We start from the raw sequence: 20,735 nt of genomic DNA, 5'->3' as shown, positions 1-20,735 counted from the left end.
GGCGCAGGCCCAGGGCGTCCCCCGGGGTGGCGGGCTGCGAAACTGTTCCCATGACGGAGACGACGGTCGGCATCGGCGGCGCGGCGGAAAGCACCGACATGGTGCTGAACATCGGCCCGCAGCATCCCTCCACGCACGGTGTGCTGCGGTTGCGCCTCGTCCTGGACGGCGAGCGGATCCAGCACGCCGAGCCGGTGATCGGATACATGCACCGGGGTGCCGAGAAGCTCTTCGAGGCCCGCGACTACCGCCAGATCATCATGCTCGCCAACAGGCACGACTGGCTGTCGGCGTTCTCCAACGAGCTGGGTGTGGTGCTGGCCGTCGAGCGGATGCTGGGCATGGAGGTGCCCGAGCGCGCGGTGTGGACGCGGACGCTGCTGGCCGAGCTGAACCGCGTGCTGAACCATCTGATGTTCCTCGGCTCGTACCCCCTCGAACTGGGCGGTATCACCCCCGTCTTCCACGCGTTCCGTGAGCGCGAGGAGCTCCAGACCGTCATGGAGGAGATCTCCGGCGGCCGGATGCACTACATGTTCAACCGCGTCGGCGGCCTCAAGGAGGACCTGCCGGCCGGCTGGCTGGGCCGGGCCCGGCAGGCCGTGGCGGATGTGCGCTCCCGTATGGACGTCTTCGACAACCTGGTCCTGGGCAACGAGATCTTCCGCGGCCGGACGCGGGGCGTCGGGGTGCTCGCCCCGGAGACGGTGCACGCGTACGGCGTTTCCGGGCCGATCGCCCGCGCCTCGGGCGTCGACTTCGACCTGCGGCGCGACGAGCCGTACCTGGCGTACGGGGAGCTGGCGTCCACGCTCAAGGTGGTCACCCGTGAGGAGGGCGACTGCCTGGCCCGCTTCGAGTGCCTGCTGGAGCAGAGCCACAACGCCCTGGATCTCGCCGACGTCTGCCTGGACCGGATCGCGGAGCTGCCGCCGGGGCCGATCAACCAGCGTCTGCCGAAGGTGCTGAAGGCGCCCGAGGGCGCGACGTACGCCTGGACCGAGAACCCGCTCGGCATCAACGGCTACTACCTCGTCTCCAAGGGCGACAAGACGCCGTACCGCCTGAAGCTGCGCTCCGCGTCGTACAACAACATCCAGGCGCTGGTGGAGCTGCTGCCGGGGACGCTGGTCGCCGACATGGTCGCGATCCTCGGCTCGATGTTCTTCGTCGTCGGCGACATCGACAAGTAGGGCGACGGCAAGAAGAACGCCGAGAAGCAGAGCCGAGAAGCAGAGCGTCGACGGGCAGAGCGTCGGCGGGCAGAGCGCCAGCGCTGTCCACAGCCTGTGGACAGCGCTGGCATGTCTGTCAGCTCCCGCGCCCGCGAAACCGCTTATCCCCGAAAACCACTCGGCCCCGGAGCCGGTCGGGCTTCGGGGCCGAATGCAGAGCGGGGGCGGGCGGTCGGGAGCCCCGCCGAGCCGAGTGGGAAAACGGCGGTCAGGAAATGGCGGTCCGCAGGGCGCCGAGGTCGAGCTGCTCGGTCTCGTCGTGGGCGGTCAGGTCGATGACCTCGCCGGCACCGCTGGTCGTCTCGCCGTCCGCGGTCGGAACGCCGTCCCGCGCACCCTCGGCGGGCGCCCCGGACTGCGGCTCCGCCGCGTCCTGCTCGTCGCCCGCAGCCCGCTCACCGGCGGTCGGCGCGGCACCGGCCTCCGGCGCGCCCCCCGCGTCCGTACGGGCCCCGGGGAGGGCCGTGCGGGCCGCCGTCCGGGCCGAGTGCTCGGCGAGGGCCTCGTCGCCGACGACGTCCGCCAGGTCGTCCTCCAGCGGCGCGGGCAGCTGACGGGGGCCGGGCGCGGTCGCGTTGCCGAAGAAGTCGAAGCCGCCCACGGTGCGCGAGGCGGTGGGACGGGGCGGGGCGACCGCGGCGGCGGACGGGACCGGGCGGAGCGCGGGTCCGGCGGCGGTGGCCGTACGGGCGGGGAAGGCGCCGCCCGTGCGCTGTGCGGCGGCCGCCTGGCCGTTCCCCCGGCTGGTGTCCCCGTCCTGGCCGGTGTGGCCGCCCGGTGCGGTGTGGCCGCCCGGTGCGGGCTGCGCGGGCCGCTCGGCGGCGGCGCGCTGCCGGGCGGCGTTGCGCGCCAGTTGACGGAGCGCCTGGTCGGCCTGCGCGTACGCCGACGCGGTCGGGGCCGGCACCGGCCGGTCCGACGACGGCCGGCCCGAGGCCTCACGGTCCGCCGATGCCTGACGGCCCGACGCCTGACGATCCGACGCCTGACGGTCCACCCGTGCCCGGCGGTCCGGTGCCGGGGCGTCAGCGGCGGTGGGCACGGCCGCTCCTGCGGACCCGGGGGCCCGGGAGGCGCCGGCGGCGGCCGGGAGTGCCCGGGCCGGGGCGGACGCCTCGATGGCGAGCAGCCGGCGGCCCTCCAGTGCGCTGGCCCGCTCGGTCTCGGCGGTGGCGTAACGGCGGAGCAGCTCGGCGTGTTCGCTGCGCAGCCGGGCCAGTTCGGCGCGCTTGGCGCGCAGCTTGGTGTCGAGGGCGGTGCGGAGCTCGCGGGACTCCTCGAGGTCGGTTTCGAGCTCGGCTATCCGCTCCTCGGTGCGCCACTCGTCGCGCACCCGGGCACGGGTGAGTTCGGCGACCCGTCGGCCGGCCTTGCGGTCCCAGCTCCTCAGCAGGACGGCACCGGTGACGGCCGCGGCCGCCGCGCCCGCGGCGAGCACGCGTTGGACCAGATCATCGCCGACAAACCACGGGCCCGCGGCGCAGACAAGGGACACACCGGCGACCGTCGTGGGAGGAAGCAGCCGGTGGAGGGGTGGGGAATGGCGGTGGCGTCCTCGTGGCATGGCCAGAAACTTACCGTGCGTGCGGGATCTATGGGGCCCGGCCCACAAATCCGTTTCCGGCTGGTTACTTCCTGACCAGTCCCTTCGACTCCACATATGACTGGGCGACATCCGCGGGCTTGAGCCGCTCGGCATCCACCTTGCGGTTCAAGTTGATCAAGTCTTCGGTGGTCAGGGTGCGGGTGAGCTTCGCAAGTGCGCTCTCGATCCGCTTGTCCCCGGCGCTCTCGGCATTCACCACCGGCAGCACATTGTCGGCGTTCTGCAGCCGCTTGTCGTCCTTGAGGAGCACCAGTCCGAAGCTGTCGAGCGTGGCGTCCGTGGTCGTGGTGAGCACCAGCTGATCGGTGCCGTCCTTGACGGCCTGCTTGGCCTGTGGCGTCCCGACTCCCTTGGGGTCCAGCCCCGTGATGTCGATGCCGTACGTCTTCTCCAGGCCCGGCTTGCAGAACACCCGGGTCTCGCACTCCTCACCCGAGGCGAGTTTGATCTTCTGCTTCGATTCTCCGAGGTCGGAGAGGGTGGAGAGCTTGTGCTGCGCGGCGAATTCCTTGCTCACCGCGAAGGCGTTCTGGTCCGTCGCACGGCCCGCCGGCAGCACCTTCAGTCCGCGCGGCCCGGCGAGCTTCTTCAGTGCCGCGACCGTCTTGCCGATGTCGGCGGAAGCGACCGGCTTCGCCTTGCTGCCGTTCTTCTTCGCGTTGAGGAATTCGGCGAGCGTGGAGGCATATTCGGGAACGACGTCGATCTGGCCCTTCTCCAGGGCGGGTTCATACAGCTCACGATTGGCGAGGGTCTGAACTCGGGTGCGGTAACCGGCGTCCCGCAGGAGCCGGGAATAGATCTCGGCGAGCACCTTGGACTCGGTGAAACCCGCCGAGCCGATGACGAGCTCGCCGCGCGTTCCGCCCTTGCCGTCGCCGCCGCCCTTCTCCTCCAGGGTCGGGCCGCCGCACGCGGCCAGCCCGGCCGCCACCGCCAGCACCGTGCCCGCGACCACCGCGGTGCGCACCGTGCGGGCCGAGCGGGCCGTGCGCACCGTGTGTCCCGTGCGAGCCGTGCACTCCGTGCGTGCCGTGTTGCTTCTCGTCGATGCCATGTGGATGCCCCTTCAGCCCGTCCGTCAGTTCAGTCCGTAAGTCCGCCGGCCCGCCGGCCTGCCGGCCCATCAGTCCGCCAGCCCATCAGCCCATCAGCCCGTCAGTCCGTAAGCCCGTCAGTCCGCCGGTATCAGCTCTGTGCGGGCCGGGGCGGGCCGCAGGGTCCGCCGGCCACCCCGCATCGGGTCGAGGAGCCGCTCGGCGAGGACGAGGACGCCCTCCACGGCCAGGGCGAGGACGGCCACCAGCAGCGCGCCGGCGACGACCTGCGCGGTGTCGTAGTTGCCGAAGCCGGCGGTGATGATCCGGCCCAGGCCCCCGCCGCCGGCGAGCGCCGCCAGCGTCGCGGTCGCCACCACCTGGACCGTGGCCGACCGCAGGCCCGTCATGATCAGCGGGTAGGCGAGCGGTATCTCGACCCGGAACAGCACCTGCGGCCCGGACATGCCCATCCCGCGCGCGGCCTCGACCACATCGCGGTCCGCCTCCCGCATCCCGAGATAGGCGTTGGTCAGCAGCGGCGGCACCGCGAACAGCACCAGCGCGAGGACCGTCGGCCAGTCGCCGTGCCGGCCCAGCGGGCTGAGCGTCAGCAGCACCAGGACCGCGTACGTCGGCACCGCCCGCCCGATGTTGGCCAGATTGACCGCCAGCGCACCGCCCTTGCCGAGGTGTCCCAGCCAGAGCGCCACGGGCAGGGCGATCAGGCAGGCCAGGGCCAGGCACACCGCGCTGAGCCGGACGTGCTCGGCCAGGCGGTGCGTCACGCCCTTCTCACCCGCCCAGTTGGCGGCCGTCGTCAGCCACTGCCAGGCCCCCGCGATCACTCCCATCGCTCAGCCCACGCCTTCGCCGCACGGGTCCGGCCGCGCGCCCGCGCCGCCGCCCTGCCCCATACCCCGGGCCGGGCCCCGGCCCGCGTCCACGGTGTCAGCAGCCGCTGCAGAACCATCAGCAGGACGTCCGCGACCAGCGCCAGCAGCACGCACAGCACCGAGGCCGTCAGCACCTCGGCCTTGAAGAAACCGGCCATTCCGCTGGCGATGAGATTGCCCAGACCGCCGTAACCGACGACGGAGCCGACGGTCGTCATCGCCACCGTCGAGACCGTGGCGATCCGCAGCCCGGCCACCAACGCGGGTATCGCCAGCGGGAGTTCCACGCCGAACAGCAGCCGCACCGGGCCGTACCCCATGCCGCGGGCGGCCTCCCGCACCCCGGCGGGAACCGCCTGCAGACCGGCGAGGATGTTGCGCACCAGGATCGTCAGCGAATACAGCACCAGGCCCGTCACGACCACCGCCGCCGAGACCCCGAAGACCGGTGTGAGCAGCGCGAACATCGCCAGCGAAGGGATCGTGTACAGCACCGTCGTCAGCCCCAGGACCGGCCCCGCCGCGCCCCGCCGGCTCCGCGCCACCAGCGCCAGCGGGAAGGCGAGCAGCAGGCCGAGGGCGACGGACACGGCGGTGATGCCGAGGTGCTGGACCGTGGCGTCCAGCAACTCCTGGCTGCGGGTGCGCAGATACTCACCGCACACCCAGTCGTTCGCCTCCAGGCAATTCGCCCCGCCCGTCCGGCCGCTCATCTCCGTCACCTCCCCCGCCGGTCCCCGCCCGACCACGCCACCCCGGAGCACACCGTGCGGCACCTCTGCCGTGGCGCAACCCGTTCGCTCATCTTTTCGATGTCATTGCGACCGACCCTAGACCCGACCACTGACAATCGCACCGGTCCCGCCGCCCACCGGCCGGTATCGCCATCCACCCGCAACACCCCGTTCACGGCCGACGGCAGACGGCGTACGGGCGGCAGGCGGCGGCAGCACGGGCCGTACGCGAGGCGCCAGATGCGCCGGGCCCGCCCGCAACGCCGCCAGGCCCGCCCCCCTACGCCGCCAGGCCTGCCCTGCCCCCGCGCCGCCGGACCCGCCCCCAATGCCGCGGGGCCCGGCCCGCGCAGCGTCTCGCTGTCGCAGGCCGGGCCCCGCCCGGTGTCACTGTGCGGGTCAGGCCCGCGCGTCGGCCCCGCCGTCGCCCTCGTCGTCCGGCAGCTTGCAGACCCGCTCCAGGAAGATCGCGGCGACCACCACGGCCGCGCCGGCGAGCACCGACAGACCGGCGTAGATCGCCTGGTCCCGGCGGGGGTCCACCTCGAGTCCGGCGGTCAGCAGGAAGACGCCGACACCGCCGTACAGCCCGGCCACCAGCGACGCCACCAGGGCGCTCGCCTGGCCGAAGACCACCGCACGGGCGGCCAGCAGCGGATCGACGCCCTTGGCGCCGGGCCGCCGCTCCCGCTGGGCCCGCAGCCGGCCGCGCAGCTCGAAGGCGGTGCCCGCGAGCACGGCGGCAAGGAACGCCAGCACGATCGGCGCGGCCACCGGCACGCTCGGGAGCGTGCCGAAGGAGTCCCACAGCCGGGCGCCGCCCCAGGCCAGCACCCCGGCTGCCAGGAACAGCCCGACGAGCACCTTGATGTGTAGCTGTTTCACCGAGCGATCGCCCCTCGCACCGTCCTGCCCCTTACCGCCACCGCGGCCGTCCTCGTCGCCGTACCGCCGCCGTCGCCATGGCCGTCACCCGGTCCCACGACCGCGCCGGTCCCACGACTCCTCGGGTCCAACGACTACTCCGGCAGCCGGAGTTCCAGGTCCGCGCGCGGCAGCACGCCCGTGCGGCCGACCACCGAGAGGAGCTCGGCCACCGCACCGCGCCCGGGAACCTCCGCCTCCGGGTCGATGTCGTGCCACGGCACCAGGACGAAGGCCCGCTCATGGGCGCGCGGGTGCGGCAGCGTCAGCCGCGGGTCGTCGGAGACGATGCCCTGATAGGCCACGATGTCGACGTCGATGGTGCGCGGCCCCCAGCGCTCGTCGCGGACCCGCTTGAACGCCTCCTCGATGGCGTGCCCGCGCTCCAGGAGGGAGTCCGGCGGCAGGGTCGTCTTGATCAGCACCACGGCGTTGAAGTACGACGGCTGGCTGCCCGGCGCGACGCCCCACGGCTCGGTCTCGTACACCGGGGAGACCGCTTTGACCCGCAGACCCGGGGTGTCCTCCAGGGCGTCCACGGCACCCTGCAGGGTCTCCAGGCGGTTGCCGAGGTTGCTGCCGAGGGAGATCACGGCGTGCTTGGGGTTGGAGAGCGTCACATCGGCGGCGTCCACCTGCTCCACGACGGAGGCGGGCACCGGCTGTACGGTCGGGTCACTGCTGGTGTTCATGTACTCGACTCCGAGTGATGGTGATGGTCACGTCGTCGAAGGGGACGGTGATCGGCGCGTCCGGCTTGTGCACCACCACCTCCACTTCCTGCACGCCCTCGTGCTTGAGGCACTGGTCGGCGATGCGCTCCGCCAGGGTCTCGATGAGGTCGACGGGCTCGCCCTCCACGACGGCCACCACCTCCTCGGCCACGACGCCGTAGTGCACGGTCTTCGCGAGATCGTCGGAGGCGGCCGCCTGACGGGTGTCCAGACCGAGCACCAGGTCCACGATGAAGGTCTGGCCTTCTTCGCGCTCCCGCGGGAACACCCCGTGGTGGCCTCGGGCCTTCAGCCCACGCAGCGCGACACGATCCACGCGAATCACTCCCACTGGTCCACGGCACCTCTGGCGCCACTGTTCGTCGGTTCCGGGCAGGCGCCGGAGCGATCCGGCAACACTGCCCCGCCATCGAATCTACCTTCGAGCACCGACAGTCCTCGCCCACGGGGGCTATGGACAAGACCCCGTCCTGCTGCTAGGCGTGCCGCATCGAGCGGGCCGGGAGATCGTCCGCGCGCCTCATACCCCCTGGTCCGCGCCCCACCCCTACCCGTCCCGCACTTGGCTCGAACGGGTGCGCCCTCGCCCATATGGCTGACGCCCGCCGCTGACGCCGGCACAGAACCGGGCCATCGGCGCAAGTCCGGACGGCCATGGCAAGGCTCACACACCGGGCCGATCCCGGGCACACCCCCGACACGCACCGGCCATGTCCCCGGCACGTCCCGTTCACACCGCGCCCGCGTCCGGCTCCCCCTCGTCGTCCTCGTCCTCGTCGTCCTCGCGGTCCGCCAGCACCGGCGACCCGTGGTGCGACCACACCCGCCAGCCGTCGTCCGTGCGCCGGAAGACGTTCGTCGCCACGACCAATTGGCCGATCAGCGGCCCCACCGACCCGTCGTCCTCGGCCGGCCCGCCGCTGAGGATGTTCTCGGTGCAGGTCACCAGAGCGGTGTCCCCGACGACGTCGATCTCGACGTCGGTCAGGAAGAACTGGATGTACTCGGTGTTCGCCATGATCAGGGCGTACGAACGGAGCACCTCGCCGCGCCCGCGGAGCACCGGCCACCCGGGGTGCACCACGCTCACCTGACCGTCCAGCCACAGCTCGGACAGCGCCTCGTGATCGCCGCGCTCGATGGTCTCGTACAGGGTCGTGTTCGCCTGCTCGACCAGCTCGATGTCCGTCCGTGGGCCCAAGCCGCTCACACCGCTCCCGTCGTCTTCGACGTCCGCTTCGTCGTACCGTCCGCCGGGTCCGTTCCGGCGGCCGCGGCCGCCGCGCCCTCCACGGCACGGGCCACCCGTACCGCGTCCGCGCTCGCCCTGACCTCGTGCACCCGCACCGCCCAGGCCCCCTCTCGCGCCACCATCGCCGATACCGCCGCCGTCGCCGCGTCCCGCTCCCGGGCCGGCGGCGGGGCCGCTCCGTCGTCCCCCGCCAGCACCCTGCCCAGGAACCGTTTCCTCGATGCCGCCACCAGCAGCGGCCGGCCCAGCGCCCGCAGCCGCTCCAGACGGGCGATCAGGGCCAGGTCGTGCTCCGCCTGCTTGGCGAAGCCCAGACCGGGGTCGATGACGATCCGCTCCGGGTCGATGCCTCCGGCCACCGCGCGCTCCATGGCCCGCCCGAGCTCGTCGACGACCTCGGCGACCACGTCGCCGTAGACGGCCCGGTTGTTCATGTCGATGGACTGGCCGCGCCAGTGCATCACGACGAACGGCACGTGGTGCGCGGCCACCACCGGCACCATCGCCGGGTCGGCGGCACCGCCGCTGACGTCGTTGACCAGCCGCGCCCCCGCCTGCACCGCCTGTTCGGCGACCGAGGCGCGCATGGTGTCGACGGACACCACGGCGCCGGCCGCGGACAGCTCCCGTACGACCGGGACGACCCGCCGCAGCTCCTCGGCCTCGTCCACCCGCGCCGCGCCCGGACGGGTCGACTCGCCGCCCACGTCCACCAGGTCGGCACCCTGTGCCACCAGGTCCAGGCCGTGTTTGACGGCGAGTTCGGTGTCGAACCACTCACCGCCGTCGGAGAACGAATCGGGCGTCACGTTCACGACGCCCATCACCGCGCAGCGGTCCCAGTCCGGCAGTCCGGCCACCTGGCCACGCAAGGTACTCATGGGACCAGCGTAGGCCGTGTGCCGACCGGCCGGATTGCGACCGCCGCCTGGGGTGTACGGCCGGGGGCCGTACACCGGGTGTCCCGGGCCGGCCCCGGCCGCGCCGCCGTCCAGGTGTCCGTCAGGCCGCCTGCTCGACCGCGTCCGCGGCCCGGACCGGCTCCACCGTATGTGCGCACGGCCGCGGCTCCGCGGCCTTCCTGCGGCGCAGTACGCGCGGCAGCTCCAGATAGCCCTCGGCCTGCATGGTGGCGAGACCGATGCGCGGGATGTCCCGGGTGGTGCGGAAGACCACGAAGCGCGGCTCCCAGCGCGGGCGGAACTTGTCGTTGAACTTGTAGAGCGACTCGATCTGGTACCAGCGGGACAGGAAGAGCAGCGTCCCGCGGGTGATGCGCATCACCGGCCCCGCGCCCAGCTTCTCGCCGCGCTCCAGGTAGGAGCGGAAGACCGCGAAGTTCAGCGAGAGCTGCTTGATCTTCAGGTCCGGCGCGGCTTGCAGGGCGGCGACGATCAGCAGCTCGTTCATGCCGGGGTCGGCGCTGCGGTCGCGCCGCATCCGCTCCAGCGAGATGCCGTCCGGGCCCCAGGGCACGAAGTACTGCAACGCCTTCAGGTCGCCGAACGGGCCGGGCTCCTCGCCCTCCCCCGGGGCCAGATGCGCGGTCGCGATCACCGCGTCGCCGTCCTTGACCGCGTCGATGCGGCCCAGCGCCATGGAGAAGCCACGCTCCTCGTCGGTGTCACGCCAGGCGTCGGCGGCCCTCTGTACGTGCTCCAGTTCCTCCGGTTCCAGGTCACGCACCCTGCGCACCTTGGTGGTGTACCCGTTGCGCTCGATGCGCTTGACCATCTGGCGCACATTGCGCATCGCACGGCCGGACAGCGTGAAGTCAGCGACGTCGACGATCGCCTCGTCGCCCAGCTCCAGCGCGTCCATGCCGGTCTCACGGGTCCACACCTGGCCGCCGGTCTCGCTGCAACCGTGCACCGCCGGCGTCCACGAGTGCGCCCGCGCCTCCTCCATGAAGCGCTCGATGGCGCCCGGCCACGCCTCCACGTCGCCTATCGGGTCACCGCTGGCGAGCATCACGCCGGAGATCACCCGGTAGCAGACCGCGGCCTTGCCGGACGCGGAGAAGACCGCGCCCTTGTCGCGGCGCAGCGCGAAGTAGCCGAGCGAGTCCCGGCCGCCGTGCCGGGCCAGCAGCTCGCGCAGCTGCTGCTCGTCCTCGTCGGTCAGCCGGGCCGCCGGGTGCTCGGGGCGGAAGGCGAGGTAGGCGGTGGTGGCGACGGTCAGCAGGCCCAGCGCGCCGAGGGAGTAGCCGACGGTGTAGTCCACCTGGTGGGTGTAGCCGATCGGGCCCTCGAAGCCGAAGAGGCCGAACAGCACGTGCTCGGCGCGCTGCAGGAAGGACGGCGACCCGACGATCTTGCCCGGGTGGGAGCTGACGATCACCATGCCGATGGCGAAGCTCGCGCCGCCCAGGACCACGAAGTTGGCCAGCGCCTTCCAGCGGCTGCGCGGATCGGGCAGGGCCGCGAATTCCTTCCGGTGCCACACCAGGTAGCCCAGCAGCGCGGTCGAGAGCACCGCGCCGAAAACGGAGTGGCGGTACACGAGCTGGGCGGCGATCCCCACCGGGAGCAGCGCCACCGCCGCTCCCCAGGCCCGCCGCTTACGCCGTTTGAGGCCGTGCGCCAGAAGGAGCAGCAGGATGCCGACGACGATGGAGGCGGCGGCCGCCAGCGGACTGACCGCGCCCGGCAGCACTTCGGCCAGGGCGTGCATCCGGCTGTGCCGGAAGCGCGGGAACACTCCGGCGACCAGGTTCAACAGGCCGACGGCCGCGCCGGCGGTGCCGATGAGCCCGGGCACCGCTTCGGGCCGTGGGCCGCGGAGCCAGCGTGGCGTTCGCCACGCAACCTTCTCCGACTTTTCGCCATCTAGCCTGTCAGACATCACTTTCCCGTCGCCCCGGTCGAGAAGACGTGCGAGCCTAGTCGCAGCATCTGGACTTTTGCGCCCTGTATGACGGCGTTTCAGGGCTCGGGGTTCCATCAGCGGTACGGATGACCCGGCCGCCCGGAAGAAAGCACCACATGGGTCTCACCAGCAAGAAAGTGCTGCTTCTTGCCGTCCTCGTCGCGGTAGCACTGTTCATCCTCACCGTTTGGCTCTGGCCGCGCCTGTCCAAGGGGAACTGGCGCACCGTCCTGGGCCGGGTCGGGCTTTTGCTGGCGACCCAGCTCTCCCTCTTCGCCGCGGTCGGCCTGTTCGCCAACAACTCCTTCGGCTTCTACGCCTCCTGGGCCGACCTCTTCGGCCAGGAGCAGGAACCGGGCGTGGTGACGAACTACCAGACCGGCCCGAACGGCACCAAGCTGCAGATGCTGGGCACCGAACGCATCAGCGTCCAGAACGGCTCCCGGCCCTCGTCGGCCGGCCGTATCGACAAGGTGCTCATCCGCGGCGAGCATTCCAAGATCGCCAGCCCGGCGTTCGTCTATCTGCCCCCGCAGTACTTCCAGAAGAAATACGCGAAGAAGAAATTCCCGGCGGCACTGGTCCTCACCGGCTACCCGGGCACCGCCGAGGCCCTCTACAAGAAGCTGCATTTCCCGCAGACCCAGCACGGCCTGCTCAAGGAGCACCGGATGCGGCCGACGGTCCTGGTGATGATGCGGCCGACCGTCGCGCCGCCGCGGGACACCGAGTGCGTGGACATACCGAACGGCCCGCAGACCGAGAGCTTCTTCACCAACGACCTGCGCGCGGACATCACCGAGCACTACCGAATAGGGCGTGAGGCGAAGAGCTGGGGCGTCATCGGCGACTCCACCGGCGGCTACTGCGCGCTGAAGATGACCATGCGCCACCCCGACGCGTACTCCACCGCGGTGGCCCTCTCCGGCGCCTACAAGGCCCCGCTGGACGCCACCACCGGCGACCTCTTCGCCGGCGACATGCGGCTGGAGCGCGAGAACAACCTGCTGTGGCGTCAGCGCCACCTGCCCGCCCCGCCGGTGAACCTCCTGGTCACCAGCAGCAAGCAGGGCGAGGCCAACTACAAGCAGACGCTCCGCTTCATCGAGCAGACGAAGTCGCCCACCCGCGTCTCGTCGATCATCCTCGACAGCGGCGGCCACAACTTCAACACCTGGCGCCGCGAGATCCCCGCGGCCCTCGAATGGCTGGGCAACCACCTCAAGGCGTGACTCCCAGCGCCGGGCCCTTCGGAGGAGCCTTTGTGCGGCGGGACGGCCGGTGTGCCGCCCCGTCGCCGTCCCGCGGGCGTCAGCGCGCCAATATCAGGCTCATCGCCTCGGCCCGGGTCGCCGCATCGCGCAGCTGACCGCGGACGGCCGAGGTCGTCGTCTTCGCGCCCGGCTTCCGCACCCCGCGCATGGTCATGCACATGTGCTCGCACTCGATGACGACGATCACGCCGCGCGGCTCCAGGATCTCCATCAGCGAGTCCGCGATCTGCGTGGTCAGCCGCTCCTGCACCTGCGGGCGCCGGGCGAACACGTCCACCAGGCGGGCCAGCTTCGACAGCCCGGTGATCTTGCCGTCGGAGGACGGGATGTAGCCGACGTGCGCCACACCGACGAACGGCACGAGGTGGTGCTCACAGCTCGACACCAGCTCGATGTCCTTGACCAGCACCATCTCGTCGTGGCCCAGGTCGAACGTGGTCGTCAGCACGTCCTCCGGCTTCTGCCACAGCCCGGCGAAGATCTCCTTGTACGCCCGTGCCACCCGAGCCGGCGTCTCCAGCAGACCCTCGCGGTCCGGGTCCTCGCCCACCGCGATCAGCAACTCACGGACGGCGTTCTCGGCCCGCTTCTCGTCGAACGTACCGATCGTGCCGTCGACGTCCAGCGTCACAGGGTCCGTCATGTGTGCCTCGTTCCTTCTGCGCCCGCTCGAACGCGGTGTCAATCGGCGGAAATGCCGCGCCCCCCAGGCTAAACCTGGGGGGCACGGCATGTATTCCAGGGCCCGTGGAGCCCCTGGTCAGCTCTCCGGGTGCGGCTCCTCCGAGCTCTCCACCTTCTTCTCCGTGGAGACGGTGGCCGCCGTCACGGAGCCGTTGGCCGGGGCCAGCTCCTTGGGCGAGAGCACCGGCGGGCGGGTCGACGGCGTACGCCGCGAGGAGCCGGTCCACGCCGGGCGGGCCGGGCGCTTGACCACGTGCTTGAACAGCTCCGCGATCTCCTCCTTGCCGAGGGTCTCCTTCTCCAGGAGCGTCAGCACGAGGTTGTCGAGGATGTCGCGGTTCTCGACCAGGATCTCCCACGCCTCGTTGTGCGCGGTCTCGATCAGCTTCTTGACCTCTTCGTCGACCAGCGCGGCGACCTCTTCGGAGTAGTCGCGCTGGTGACCCATCTCACGGCCCAGGAAGGGCTCGGAGTTGTCGGTGCCGAACTTGATCGCGCCGAGCCGCTCGGTCATGCCGTACTGCGTGACCATCGCGCGGGCCGTGGCGGTGGCCTTCTCGATGTCGTTGGCGGCACCGGTGGTCGGGTCGTGGAAGACCAGCTCCTCCGCCGCGCGGCCGCCCAGCATGTACGCCAGCTGGTCGAGCATCTCGTTGCGGGTCGTGGAGTACTTGTCCTCGTCGGGCAGGACCATGGTGTAACCCAGGGCCCGGCCGCGGGACAGGATCGTGATCTTGTGGACCGGGTCGGAGTTCGGGGAGGCCGCCGCGACCAGGGCGTGTCCGCCCTCGTGGTACGCGGTGATCTTCTTCTCCTTCTCGGACATGATCCGGGTCCGCTTCTGCGGGCCCGCCACGACGCGGTCGATCGCCTCGTCCAGGAAGTGGTTGTTGATCAGCTTCTCGTCGCTCCGGGCCGTCAGCAGCGCGGCCTCGTTGAGGACGTTCGACAGATCGGCACCGGTGAAGCCGGGGGTGCGCTTGGCGACGGCCGAGAGGTCGACGTCCGGGGCGACCGGCTTGCCCTTCTGGTGGACCTTGAGGATCTCCAGACGGCCCTGCAGGTCCGGACGGTCGACGGCAATCTGCCGGTCGAAGCGGCCGGGGCGCAGCAGCGCCGGGTCGAGGATGTCCGGACGGTTCGTCGCGGCGATCAGGATCACGCCGCCCTTGACGTCGAAGCCGTCCATCTCGACGAGGAGCTGGTTCAGGGTCTGCTCACGCTCGTCGTGGCCACCGCCGAGCCCCGCACCGCGGTGCCGGCCGACGGCGTCGATCTCGTCGACGAAGACGATCGCCGGGGCGTTCGCCTTGGCCTGCTCGAAGAGGTCACGGACCCGGGAGGCACCGACACCGACGAACATCTCGACGAAGTCGGAGCCGGAGATCGAGTAGAACGGGACGCCCGCCTCGCCGGCCACGGCGCGCGCGAGCAGCGTCTTGCCCGTTCCGGGCGGGCCGTACAGCAGCACGCCCTTGGGGATCTTGGCGCCGACCGCCTGGAACTTGGCCGGTTCCTGCAGGAACTCCTTGATCTCGTGGAGCTCCTCGACGGCCTCGTCCGACCCCGCGACGTCCGCGAAGGTCGTCTTGGGGGTGTCCTTGGTGAGCAGCTTCGCCTTCGACTTCCCGAAGTTCATCACCCGGGAGCCGCCGCCCTGCATCTGGTTCATCAGGAACAGGAAGGCGATCGGAATCAGAATGAAGGGAAGCAGCGTCATCAGCAGACTGACGAACGGGTTCGTCTTCGACGGGGAGACGGTGTACCCGTCCTTGATCTCGCCGGTCTGGTACTTGGCCTGCAGGTTCTTCGCCAGATCGACGCCCTGGTCGCCGATGTAGCTCGCCTGGATCTTGTTGGAGCCGTCGACCTTGTTGGAGCCCGACAGCTCGACCTTGATTTTGTTCTCGTCGCCGGTGGTGAGCTCGGCGGACTTCACCTTGTTGTCAGCGATCGCCTTGACGACCTGACCGGTGTCCACCGTCTTGTAGCCGCCGGACGAGCCGACGACCTGCATCAACACGACCACGGCGAGGACGGCCAGCACGATCCACATGACCGGCCCACGGAAGTATCGCTTCACGTCCATCCATACGGAGCCGTAGGCGGCCCCGTCCCTCCTGCCACAGTGAGGCACAACGCCCTCTGAGGGCTGGTCGTGCGTACGGTGTATTACTGGCCCGAAAAACAACTGCCTTCGGACGGTACCCCAGCATTGTCACCCGGCGCCTGCGCCGACAGAGAACATGCAGCCGGGGATTTGGCTCTCCCTGCTCCAACGGCGGGCGGCCGCGAAGGGTTCCCGAAGGGCCGCGGCAACTGCGCCGGACCCGTCCGGCCACCCCGGCCGGACGGGCGCGCGGGCGCCCTCAGCCGCCGTAGACCTCGGGCGCGAGGGTGCCGACGAACGGAAGGTTCCGGTACTTCTCGGCGTAGTCCAGGCCGTACCCCACGACGAATTCGTTGGGGATGTCGAAGCCGATCCACTTCACCTCGATGGCGACCTTGGCCGCCTCCGGCTTGCGCAGCAGCGTGACGACCTCCAGCGAGGCCGGCTCGCGCGAGCCGAGGTTCGACAGCAGCCACGACAGCGTCAGGCCGGAGTCGATGATGTCCTCGACGATCAGGACGTGCTTGCCCTTGATGTCGGTGTCGAGGTCCTTGAGGATGCGGACCACGCCGGAGGACTGGGTGCCCGCGCCGTACGACGACACGGCCATCCAGTCCATCGTGACAGGGGTGGACAGCGCGCGCGCCAGATCCGCCATCACCATCACCGCGCCCTTGAGGACTCCGACGATGAGCAGGTCCTTGCCCGCGTACTCCGCGTCGATCTTGGCCGCCAGCTCGGCCAGCTTCGCGTCGATCTCTTCCTTGCTGATGAGTACCGACTGAAGGTCGGAGCCCATGTCCTTGTCGTCCACCCGTGCCACTCTCGCTCGGTTCGGTGTTCACGTCAGCCGTGAGGCTTCAGATGCAAGGCAGCGTCTGCGGCTCAGCCCTGCCGGATGACAAGTCTGCCACCCTGCCGCCGAACACCGACCCGCCCGGGGAGGTTGATGGCGCCCTGGCCCCGCCAGGCGGTGATCAGCCGGTCCACTTCCTCGATGTGGCGGGCGAAGAGCGAACCGGCGGGGGAACCGGCGCCGATCACGGCCCGGCGCAGCACCCGGCGGCGGACCGCGGGGGGCAGCGCGTACAGGGCCGCGACGTCGAGGCCGCCGGTGTCGTCGAGGACCGTGCCCTCGGCGTCGGCCGCCCAGGCGTCCAGGGCGTCGGCGTCGTCACGGGAGAGCTGGGCGGTCCGGGCCAGCGCCTCGACGACGCCCTTGCCCAGCGCCTTCTCCAGGGCGGGCAGGCCCTCGTGGCGCAGCCGGGAGCGGGTGTACGCGGGGTCGGAGTTGTGCGGGTCGTCCCAGACGGGCAGCGACTGGATCAGGCAGGCCTTGCGGGCGGTCTGGCGGTCGACGTCCAGGAAGGGGCGGCGGTAGCGGCCGCCGGTGCCACTGGTGGCGGCCATACCGGAGAGCGAACGGGTCCCGGAGCCGCGGGCGAGGCCGAGCAGCACCGTCTCGGCCTGGTCGTCGCGGGTGTGGCCGAGCAGGACGGCGGTGGCGCCGTGGCGCTCGGCGGTGGCGTCCAGAGCGGCGTAGCGGGCGTCACGGGCGGCGGCTTCCGGACCGCCCTCCCGGCCGACGGTGACGGCGACGACCTCGACCGGGTCGAGGCGCAGGGCCCGCAGCCGCAGCGCGACCTCGGCGGCGCGCAGATCGGAGCCTTCCTGGAGGCCGTGGTCGATGGTCACGCCCCCGGCCCGGACGCCGAGCTTGGGCGCCTCGAAGGCGAGGGCGGAGGCGAGCGCCATCGAGTCGGCGCCGCCGGAGCATGCGACGAGCACGAGCGGGGGCCCGTGCCGGTCCTGTGCGCTGTGGTGGGTGAGCACGTCGTGGAGTACGCGGCGGACCGCCAGGCGTATCGCGGCGACCGCTGGATGGGGACCCATGTCCGTTTCCAATCGTTCAGCTGGGGGTGCCTCGGCCGGTGAGGGCTTTTCGTCACACAGAGTGCCTAGATGGTGACAGAGGCGAGCGGTTCCCCGAGCATTGCACGCCTATCCATCGGTAACGGTCCCTCGGACGGGTGATTGAAGGGGCGCTCTACTGCCACGCGGTGTGCCCAGCTCACAACGTTCGCCTACGGTGCCCCGTCCGCCTTCCGGTGCACCCGCGCGACCCAGTCCGCCGGTTTGGCGATCTCCTGTTTGGTGGGGAGGGTGTTCGGCGACGTCCAGACCCGGTTGAAACCGTCCATCCCGACCTCGTCGACGACCGCGCGGACGAACCGCTCCCCGTCGCGGTACTGCCGCAGCTTGGCGTCCAGGCCGAGCAGTTTACGCAGCGCCTGGTCGAGCCGCCCGGCACCGCTGGCCCGCCGCTTCTGGAACTTCTCCCGGATCTCGGCGACCGACGGCACCACGTCCGGCCCCACCCCGTCCATCACGTAGTCCGCGTGCCCCTCCAGGAGCGACATCACGGCAGTCAGCCGCGCCAGGATCTCGCGCTGGGCCGGCGTCTGGACGAGATCGACGATCGACCGGCCGCCGTCCTCTTCCTCCTCGCCCTCCGGCCGGGCACCGGCCAGCGACTGGGCGGCCTCCCGCAGCCGCTCCAGGAGGGTGCCCGGATCGATGTCGGTCTCCCCGAGGAACGACTGGATCTCGCCCTCGATGTGGTCGCGCAGCCACGGCACGGCCGTGAACTGGGTGCGGTGCGTCTCCTCGTGCAGGCACACCCACAACCGGAAGTCGTGCGGTTCCACTTCGAGCTCGCGCTCCACGTGGACGATGTTCGGCGCGACCAGCAGCAGCCGGCCGCCCTGCTCGCCGGCCGGCAGGTCCCGGCTGGGCGGCGCGAACGTCTCGTACTGGCCGAGCACCCGCGACGCCAGGAACGACAGCAGCATCCCCAGCTCCACGCCGGTCACCTTGCCGCCGACCGCGCCCAGCACCGCGCCACCGGGGACCGTCGAGCGACGGTCCTCCATCTTGGCGAGCAGCGGTTTGAGCACGGCCCGGAAGCCGGCGACGTTCGCCTTGACCCAGCCTGGCCGGTCCACGACCAGGACGGGCGTGTCGTGCGGCACCTCACCCTGCGCGTCCGGCTGCGCCAGCCGCGTGAACGCCCGCACATGCGCCTCGGACGCCTTGGCGTGCTTGCGCAGCTCGGCGACGATCGCCCGCGCCTCGTCCCGGCTGACCTCTGGGCCCGGCCGCACGAACCGGGTCGCGGTCGCGACCGCGAGGTTCCAGTCGACCATCTCGGTTCCACCGATGCTCGTCATGACTTCACGGTACGTGGGCGCGACGGCCCCGGGTAGCCGTTGCGCTTTGCGGCGCCTCCCACGTACCCGTCTGTCCCGCCGCGGAGCTCGCCGTTGCGCGCTTTGCGGCGCCGCGTACGTACCCGTCTGTCCCGCCGCGGGGCTTGGTCGCCGTTGCGCTTTGCGGCGCCCCGCACGTGGCTGTCTTTCCCGTCGCGGGGCGTCTCGCCGTTGCGCCTGGCGGCGGGCGTTTGTTTGTCGGGTGCGGTGACAGCCCTACAGACTTCGTCCTCCGGTCTGTCCCCTCCCGTGAGTGGGGGGTTGGAAGGCCGGTGGGGGTGGGTGTCGTCGTCCTGGTTGTACGTGGTGTTTGGGACGTAAAGCGACAGCAGTCCCAAACACCGGCCCCGCAGGCCCGTCACCGCACCCACCACAAACCCAGCCCGCCGCAGGCGCAACGGCGAGAAACCACCGCGGCGGGACAGACGGGTACGTGCGGGGCGCCGCAAAGCGCAACAACCGCGGCGCCGCAGACAGGTACGTGGGAAGTCAGCGGCACCCGCAATTCGCCACCGCGGAGGCCAAGTTGTCCAGCGCCCGCTGCGCGCCCGGCGCATCCGTCGTACCGGTGGTCATGAAGGAGAAGACCAGCAGGCGGCCGTCGGCGTCGACGACCGTGCCGGCGAGGGTGTTGACGCCGGTGAGCGTGCCCGTTTTGGCGCGGACCGCGCCGGCGCCCGCGCTCTGGCCCGTGTAGCGGTTGCTGAGGGTGCCGGTGAAGGCCGCCACCGGGAGGCCGGTGACCACGGACCGCAGGGCCGGGTGGTCGGGCGCGGCGGCCTGCAGCAGGAGGCGGGAGAGCAGCGCGGCGGACACCTTGTCGTCGCGGTCCAGGCCGCTGCCGTCCTTGAAGACCGCGCCGGCCAGCGGCAGATGCTGGCGGGCGAGGGCGTGGTGGACGGCCTCGGCGGCGCCGGCGAAGCTGGCCGGCCGGCCGGAGCCGAGCGCGGCCTGCCGGGCCAGCGCCTCGGCGATGTCGTTGTCGCTGTAGGTGAGCATCCGCTCCACGAGGGAGGAGAGAGGGAGGGAGTGGACGGCGGCCAGCCGCTCGGCGTGGGCGGGGGCCTTGGTGCCGTCCGGGGTGCCGTCGACAGTGATGCCGCGCTCGTGGAGGAGCTCGGCGAAGGTACGGGCGGTGGAGCCTGCGGGGTCGGCGTCGCGGGGCGCCGGGCCGTGGTCGCTGTCGTCGAGGCGGGCCTCGTCGGTCATCAGCGCCGTGACCGGGGCGAGGTTCTCGTTGGGGCCGATGGGGTGTTCGACCGGCCCCGAGTAGGCGGAGGCGTCGTACCCGAGGTGCACCGTGGTGAGGTGCCGCTGCTTGAGCGCGCGGGCGGTGGCGTCGGCCAGGGTGCGGAGGTTCGCGGGCTGCTCGGCGGTGCCGGGCTGCGGGGCGCGGACGGTGAGCGTGGGGTCGCCGCCGCCGACGAGGACGATGCGGTCCTTGCCGGCCGTGACGACGGAGGTGTCGATGCGGTGCTCCGGGCCGCGGGCGGACAGTGCGGCGACAGCGGTGGCGAGCTTGACCGTGGAGGCCGGGATGGCGGTCTTGCCCTGGCCGGACCCGAAGACCTCGCGACCGGCCGCGACGTCCACCACGGAGGCGGTGCGCAGCGGGCCCAGCGCCGGGTCCTTGAGCAGCGGCGCGAGGGCGTCGGCGAGCCCGGCGCCGGTCGGTACCGGTGCCGCGCCCCGGCCGGCGCCCGCGGCGGTGCGGACGCCGAGTGCGGGCAGCACGGGCGCGGCGCTGGGCGCCGGACGGTCGGGTTCCGCGGCGTGATGCTCGCCACTGGATCCGTCGACCACCGCCGCCTCGGCGCGCTCGGCCGTACGCTGACCGGAGTCCCACGGGCCGGCCGCCGCCACCGCGACGAGCGCGACCGTCAGGCCAGTGGCTGCGGAGACCGCCGTCAGCCGCCAGGTCTGCTGGGTGTGCCGCGGGGTGTCCTGCCAGGCCTGCCGTACGGTGCCGGCCGCCGCACGGGCCGAGCGCCCGGCCGCGTCGGCCGCCGTCCGCGCGGTGCGCTGCGCCGAACGCTGCGCCGACTGCCATCTGACCTGCCATTTCCTGGTCTCCGGCACCTCGGACCAGCCCCTTTCGCCACCACACACCTG

18 protein-coding genes are annotated in these 20,735 nt (G+C 71.5%); 2 read left to right on the top strand and 16 right to left on the bottom strand.

The genetic code is table 11. From position 1 onward, the window contains the following. Positions 1-50 precede the first annotated feature (50 nt). Complete coding sequence (locus IG62_RS0113940) at positions 51-1,193, top strand: NADH-quinone oxidoreductase subunit D (RefSeq protein ID WP_030414992.1); 1,143 nt, start codon at positions 51-53, stop codon at positions 1,191-1,193. Positions 1,194-1,443: 250 nt separating this feature from the next. On the opposite strand, the gene IG62_RS0113935 is transcribed toward IG62_RS0113940, so the two are convergent. The 10 genes from IG62_RS0113935 to IG62_RS0113890 form a co-directional block, all read right to left on the bottom strand. Next, the gene (locus IG62_RS0113935; protein ID WP_051798040.1) at positions 1,444-2,673 is read right to left on the bottom strand and encodes a hypothetical protein; all 1,230 of its coding nucleotides are present in this window, start codon (positions 2,671-2,673) and stop codon (positions 1,444-1,446) included. Between the two features lie 190 nt (positions 2,674-2,863). Next, complete coding sequence (locus IG62_RS0113930; RefSeq protein ID WP_078871992.1) at positions 2,864-3,898, bottom strand: ABC transporter substrate-binding protein; 1,035 nt, start codon at positions 3,896-3,898, stop codon at positions 2,864-2,866. A gap of 117 nt (positions 3,899-4,015) precedes the next feature. Further along, positions 4,016-4,732, bottom strand: coding sequence for an ABC transporter permease (locus IG62_RS0113925; protein ID WP_030801660.1), 717 nt, complete (start codon positions 4,730-4,732; stop codon positions 4,016-4,018). Next, positions 4,723-5,487, bottom strand: a complete 765-nt coding sequence (locus IG62_RS0113920; RefSeq protein ID WP_030801657.1) for an ABC transporter permease — start codon at positions 5,485-5,487, stop codon at positions 4,723-4,725. The genes IG62_RS0113925 and IG62_RS0113920 overlap by 10 nt, the downstream gene beginning before the upstream one ends. A gap of 420 nt (positions 5,488-5,907) precedes the next feature. Then, positions 5,908-6,393: a DUF3180 domain-containing protein gene (locus tag IG62_RS0113915; RefSeq protein ID WP_030801654.1), complete on the bottom strand. Its 486-nt coding sequence runs from the start codon at positions 6,391-6,393 to the stop codon at positions 5,908-5,910. Between the two features lie 134 nt (positions 6,394-6,527). Continuing rightward, entirely contained in the window at positions 6,528-7,124 is a 597-nt protein-coding gene (folK, locus tag IG62_RS0113910) for a 2-amino-4-hydroxy-6-hydroxymethyldihydropteridine diphosphokinase (protein ID WP_030801652.1), read from the bottom strand. Continuing rightward, the gene (folB, locus tag IG62_RS0113905; protein WP_030414985.1) at positions 7,108-7,482 is read right to left on the bottom strand and encodes a dihydroneopterin aldolase; all 375 of its coding nucleotides are present in this window, start codon (positions 7,480-7,482) and stop codon (positions 7,108-7,110) included. Before folB ends, folK begins: the two co-directional genes overlap by 17 nt. A 414-nt stretch (positions 7,483-7,896) precedes the next feature. Next, a complete protein-coding gene (locus IG62_RS0113900; RefSeq protein ID WP_037809296.1) occupies positions 7,897-8,367 on the bottom strand; it encodes a nuclear transport factor 2 family protein in 471 nt (156 codons plus the stop codon). A gap of 5 nt (positions 8,368-8,372) precedes the next feature. Further along, entirely contained in the window at positions 8,373-9,299 is a 927-nt protein-coding gene (folP, locus tag IG62_RS0113895) for a dihydropteroate synthase (RefSeq protein ID WP_234326485.1), read from the bottom strand. Positions 9,300-9,420: 121 nt separating this feature from the next. Next, positions 9,421-11,262: a phosphatidylglycerol lysyltransferase domain-containing protein gene (locus IG62_RS0113890; RefSeq protein WP_051798038.1), complete on the bottom strand. Its 1,842-nt coding sequence runs from the start codon at positions 11,260-11,262 to the stop codon at positions 9,421-9,423. Positions 11,263-11,402: 140 nt separating this feature from the next. Between IG62_RS0113890 and IG62_RS0113885 the strand changes: the two genes are divergently transcribed. Then, positions 11,403-12,518, top strand: coding sequence for an alpha/beta hydrolase (locus tag IG62_RS0113885; RefSeq protein WP_030801644.1), 1,116 nt, complete (start codon positions 11,403-11,405; stop codon positions 12,516-12,518). Positions 12,519-12,597: 79 nt separating this feature from the next. On the opposite strand, the gene folE is transcribed toward IG62_RS0113885, so the two are convergent. The 6 genes from folE to dacB all read right to left on the bottom strand — a co-directional run bounded on the left by folE (position 12,598) and on the right by dacB (position 20,702). Beyond that, the gene (gene folE, locus IG62_RS0113880) at positions 12,598-13,203 is read right to left on the bottom strand and encodes a GTP cyclohydrolase I FolE (RefSeq protein WP_030801642.1); all 606 of its coding nucleotides are present in this window, start codon (positions 13,201-13,203) and stop codon (positions 12,598-12,600) included. A 117-nt stretch (positions 13,204-13,320) separates the two neighbouring features. After that, positions 13,321-15,333: an ATP-dependent zinc metalloprotease FtsH gene (gene ftsH / locus IG62_RS0113875; protein WP_030801640.1), complete on the bottom strand. Its 2,013-nt coding sequence runs from the start codon at positions 15,331-15,333 to the stop codon at positions 13,321-13,323. Between the two features lie 280 nt (positions 15,334-15,613). Next, positions 15,614-16,153, bottom strand: coding sequence for a hypoxanthine phosphoribosyltransferase (gene hpt / locus IG62_RS0113870; protein ID WP_030801636.1), 540 nt, complete (start codon positions 16,151-16,153; stop codon positions 15,614-15,616). An 86-nt stretch (positions 16,154-16,239) separates the two neighbouring features. Beyond that, positions 16,240-17,247: a tRNA lysidine(34) synthetase TilS gene (gene tilS, locus IG62_RS0113865; protein WP_030801634.1), complete on the bottom strand. Its 1,008-nt coding sequence runs from the start codon at positions 17,245-17,247 to the stop codon at positions 16,240-16,242. 191 nt (positions 17,248-17,438) lie between these two features. Next, the gene (locus IG62_RS0113860; protein WP_030801631.1) at positions 17,439-18,584 is read right to left on the bottom strand and encodes a zinc-dependent metalloprotease; all 1,146 of its coding nucleotides are present in this window, start codon (positions 18,582-18,584) and stop codon (positions 17,439-17,441) included. A 528-nt stretch (positions 18,585-19,112) separates the two neighbouring features. Beyond that, on the bottom strand, positions 19,113-20,702 hold the full coding sequence (gene dacB / locus IG62_RS0113855) for a D-alanyl-D-alanine carboxypeptidase/D-alanyl-D-alanine-endopeptidase (RefSeq protein WP_030801626.1): 1,590 nt from the start codon (positions 20,700-20,702) through the stop codon (positions 19,113-19,115). Between the last annotated feature and the right edge of the window lie 33 nt (positions 20,703-20,735).

It is taken from the genome of Streptomyces sp. NRRL S-337, from assembly GCF_000720175.1.
Classification (GTDB): domain Bacteria; phylum Actinomycetota; class Actinomycetes; order Streptomycetales; family Streptomycetaceae; genus Streptomyces; species Streptomyces siderophoricus.
Note: the sequence above shows the minus strand (reverse complement) of the source record. Positions and strands in the feature narration are given on the sequence as shown.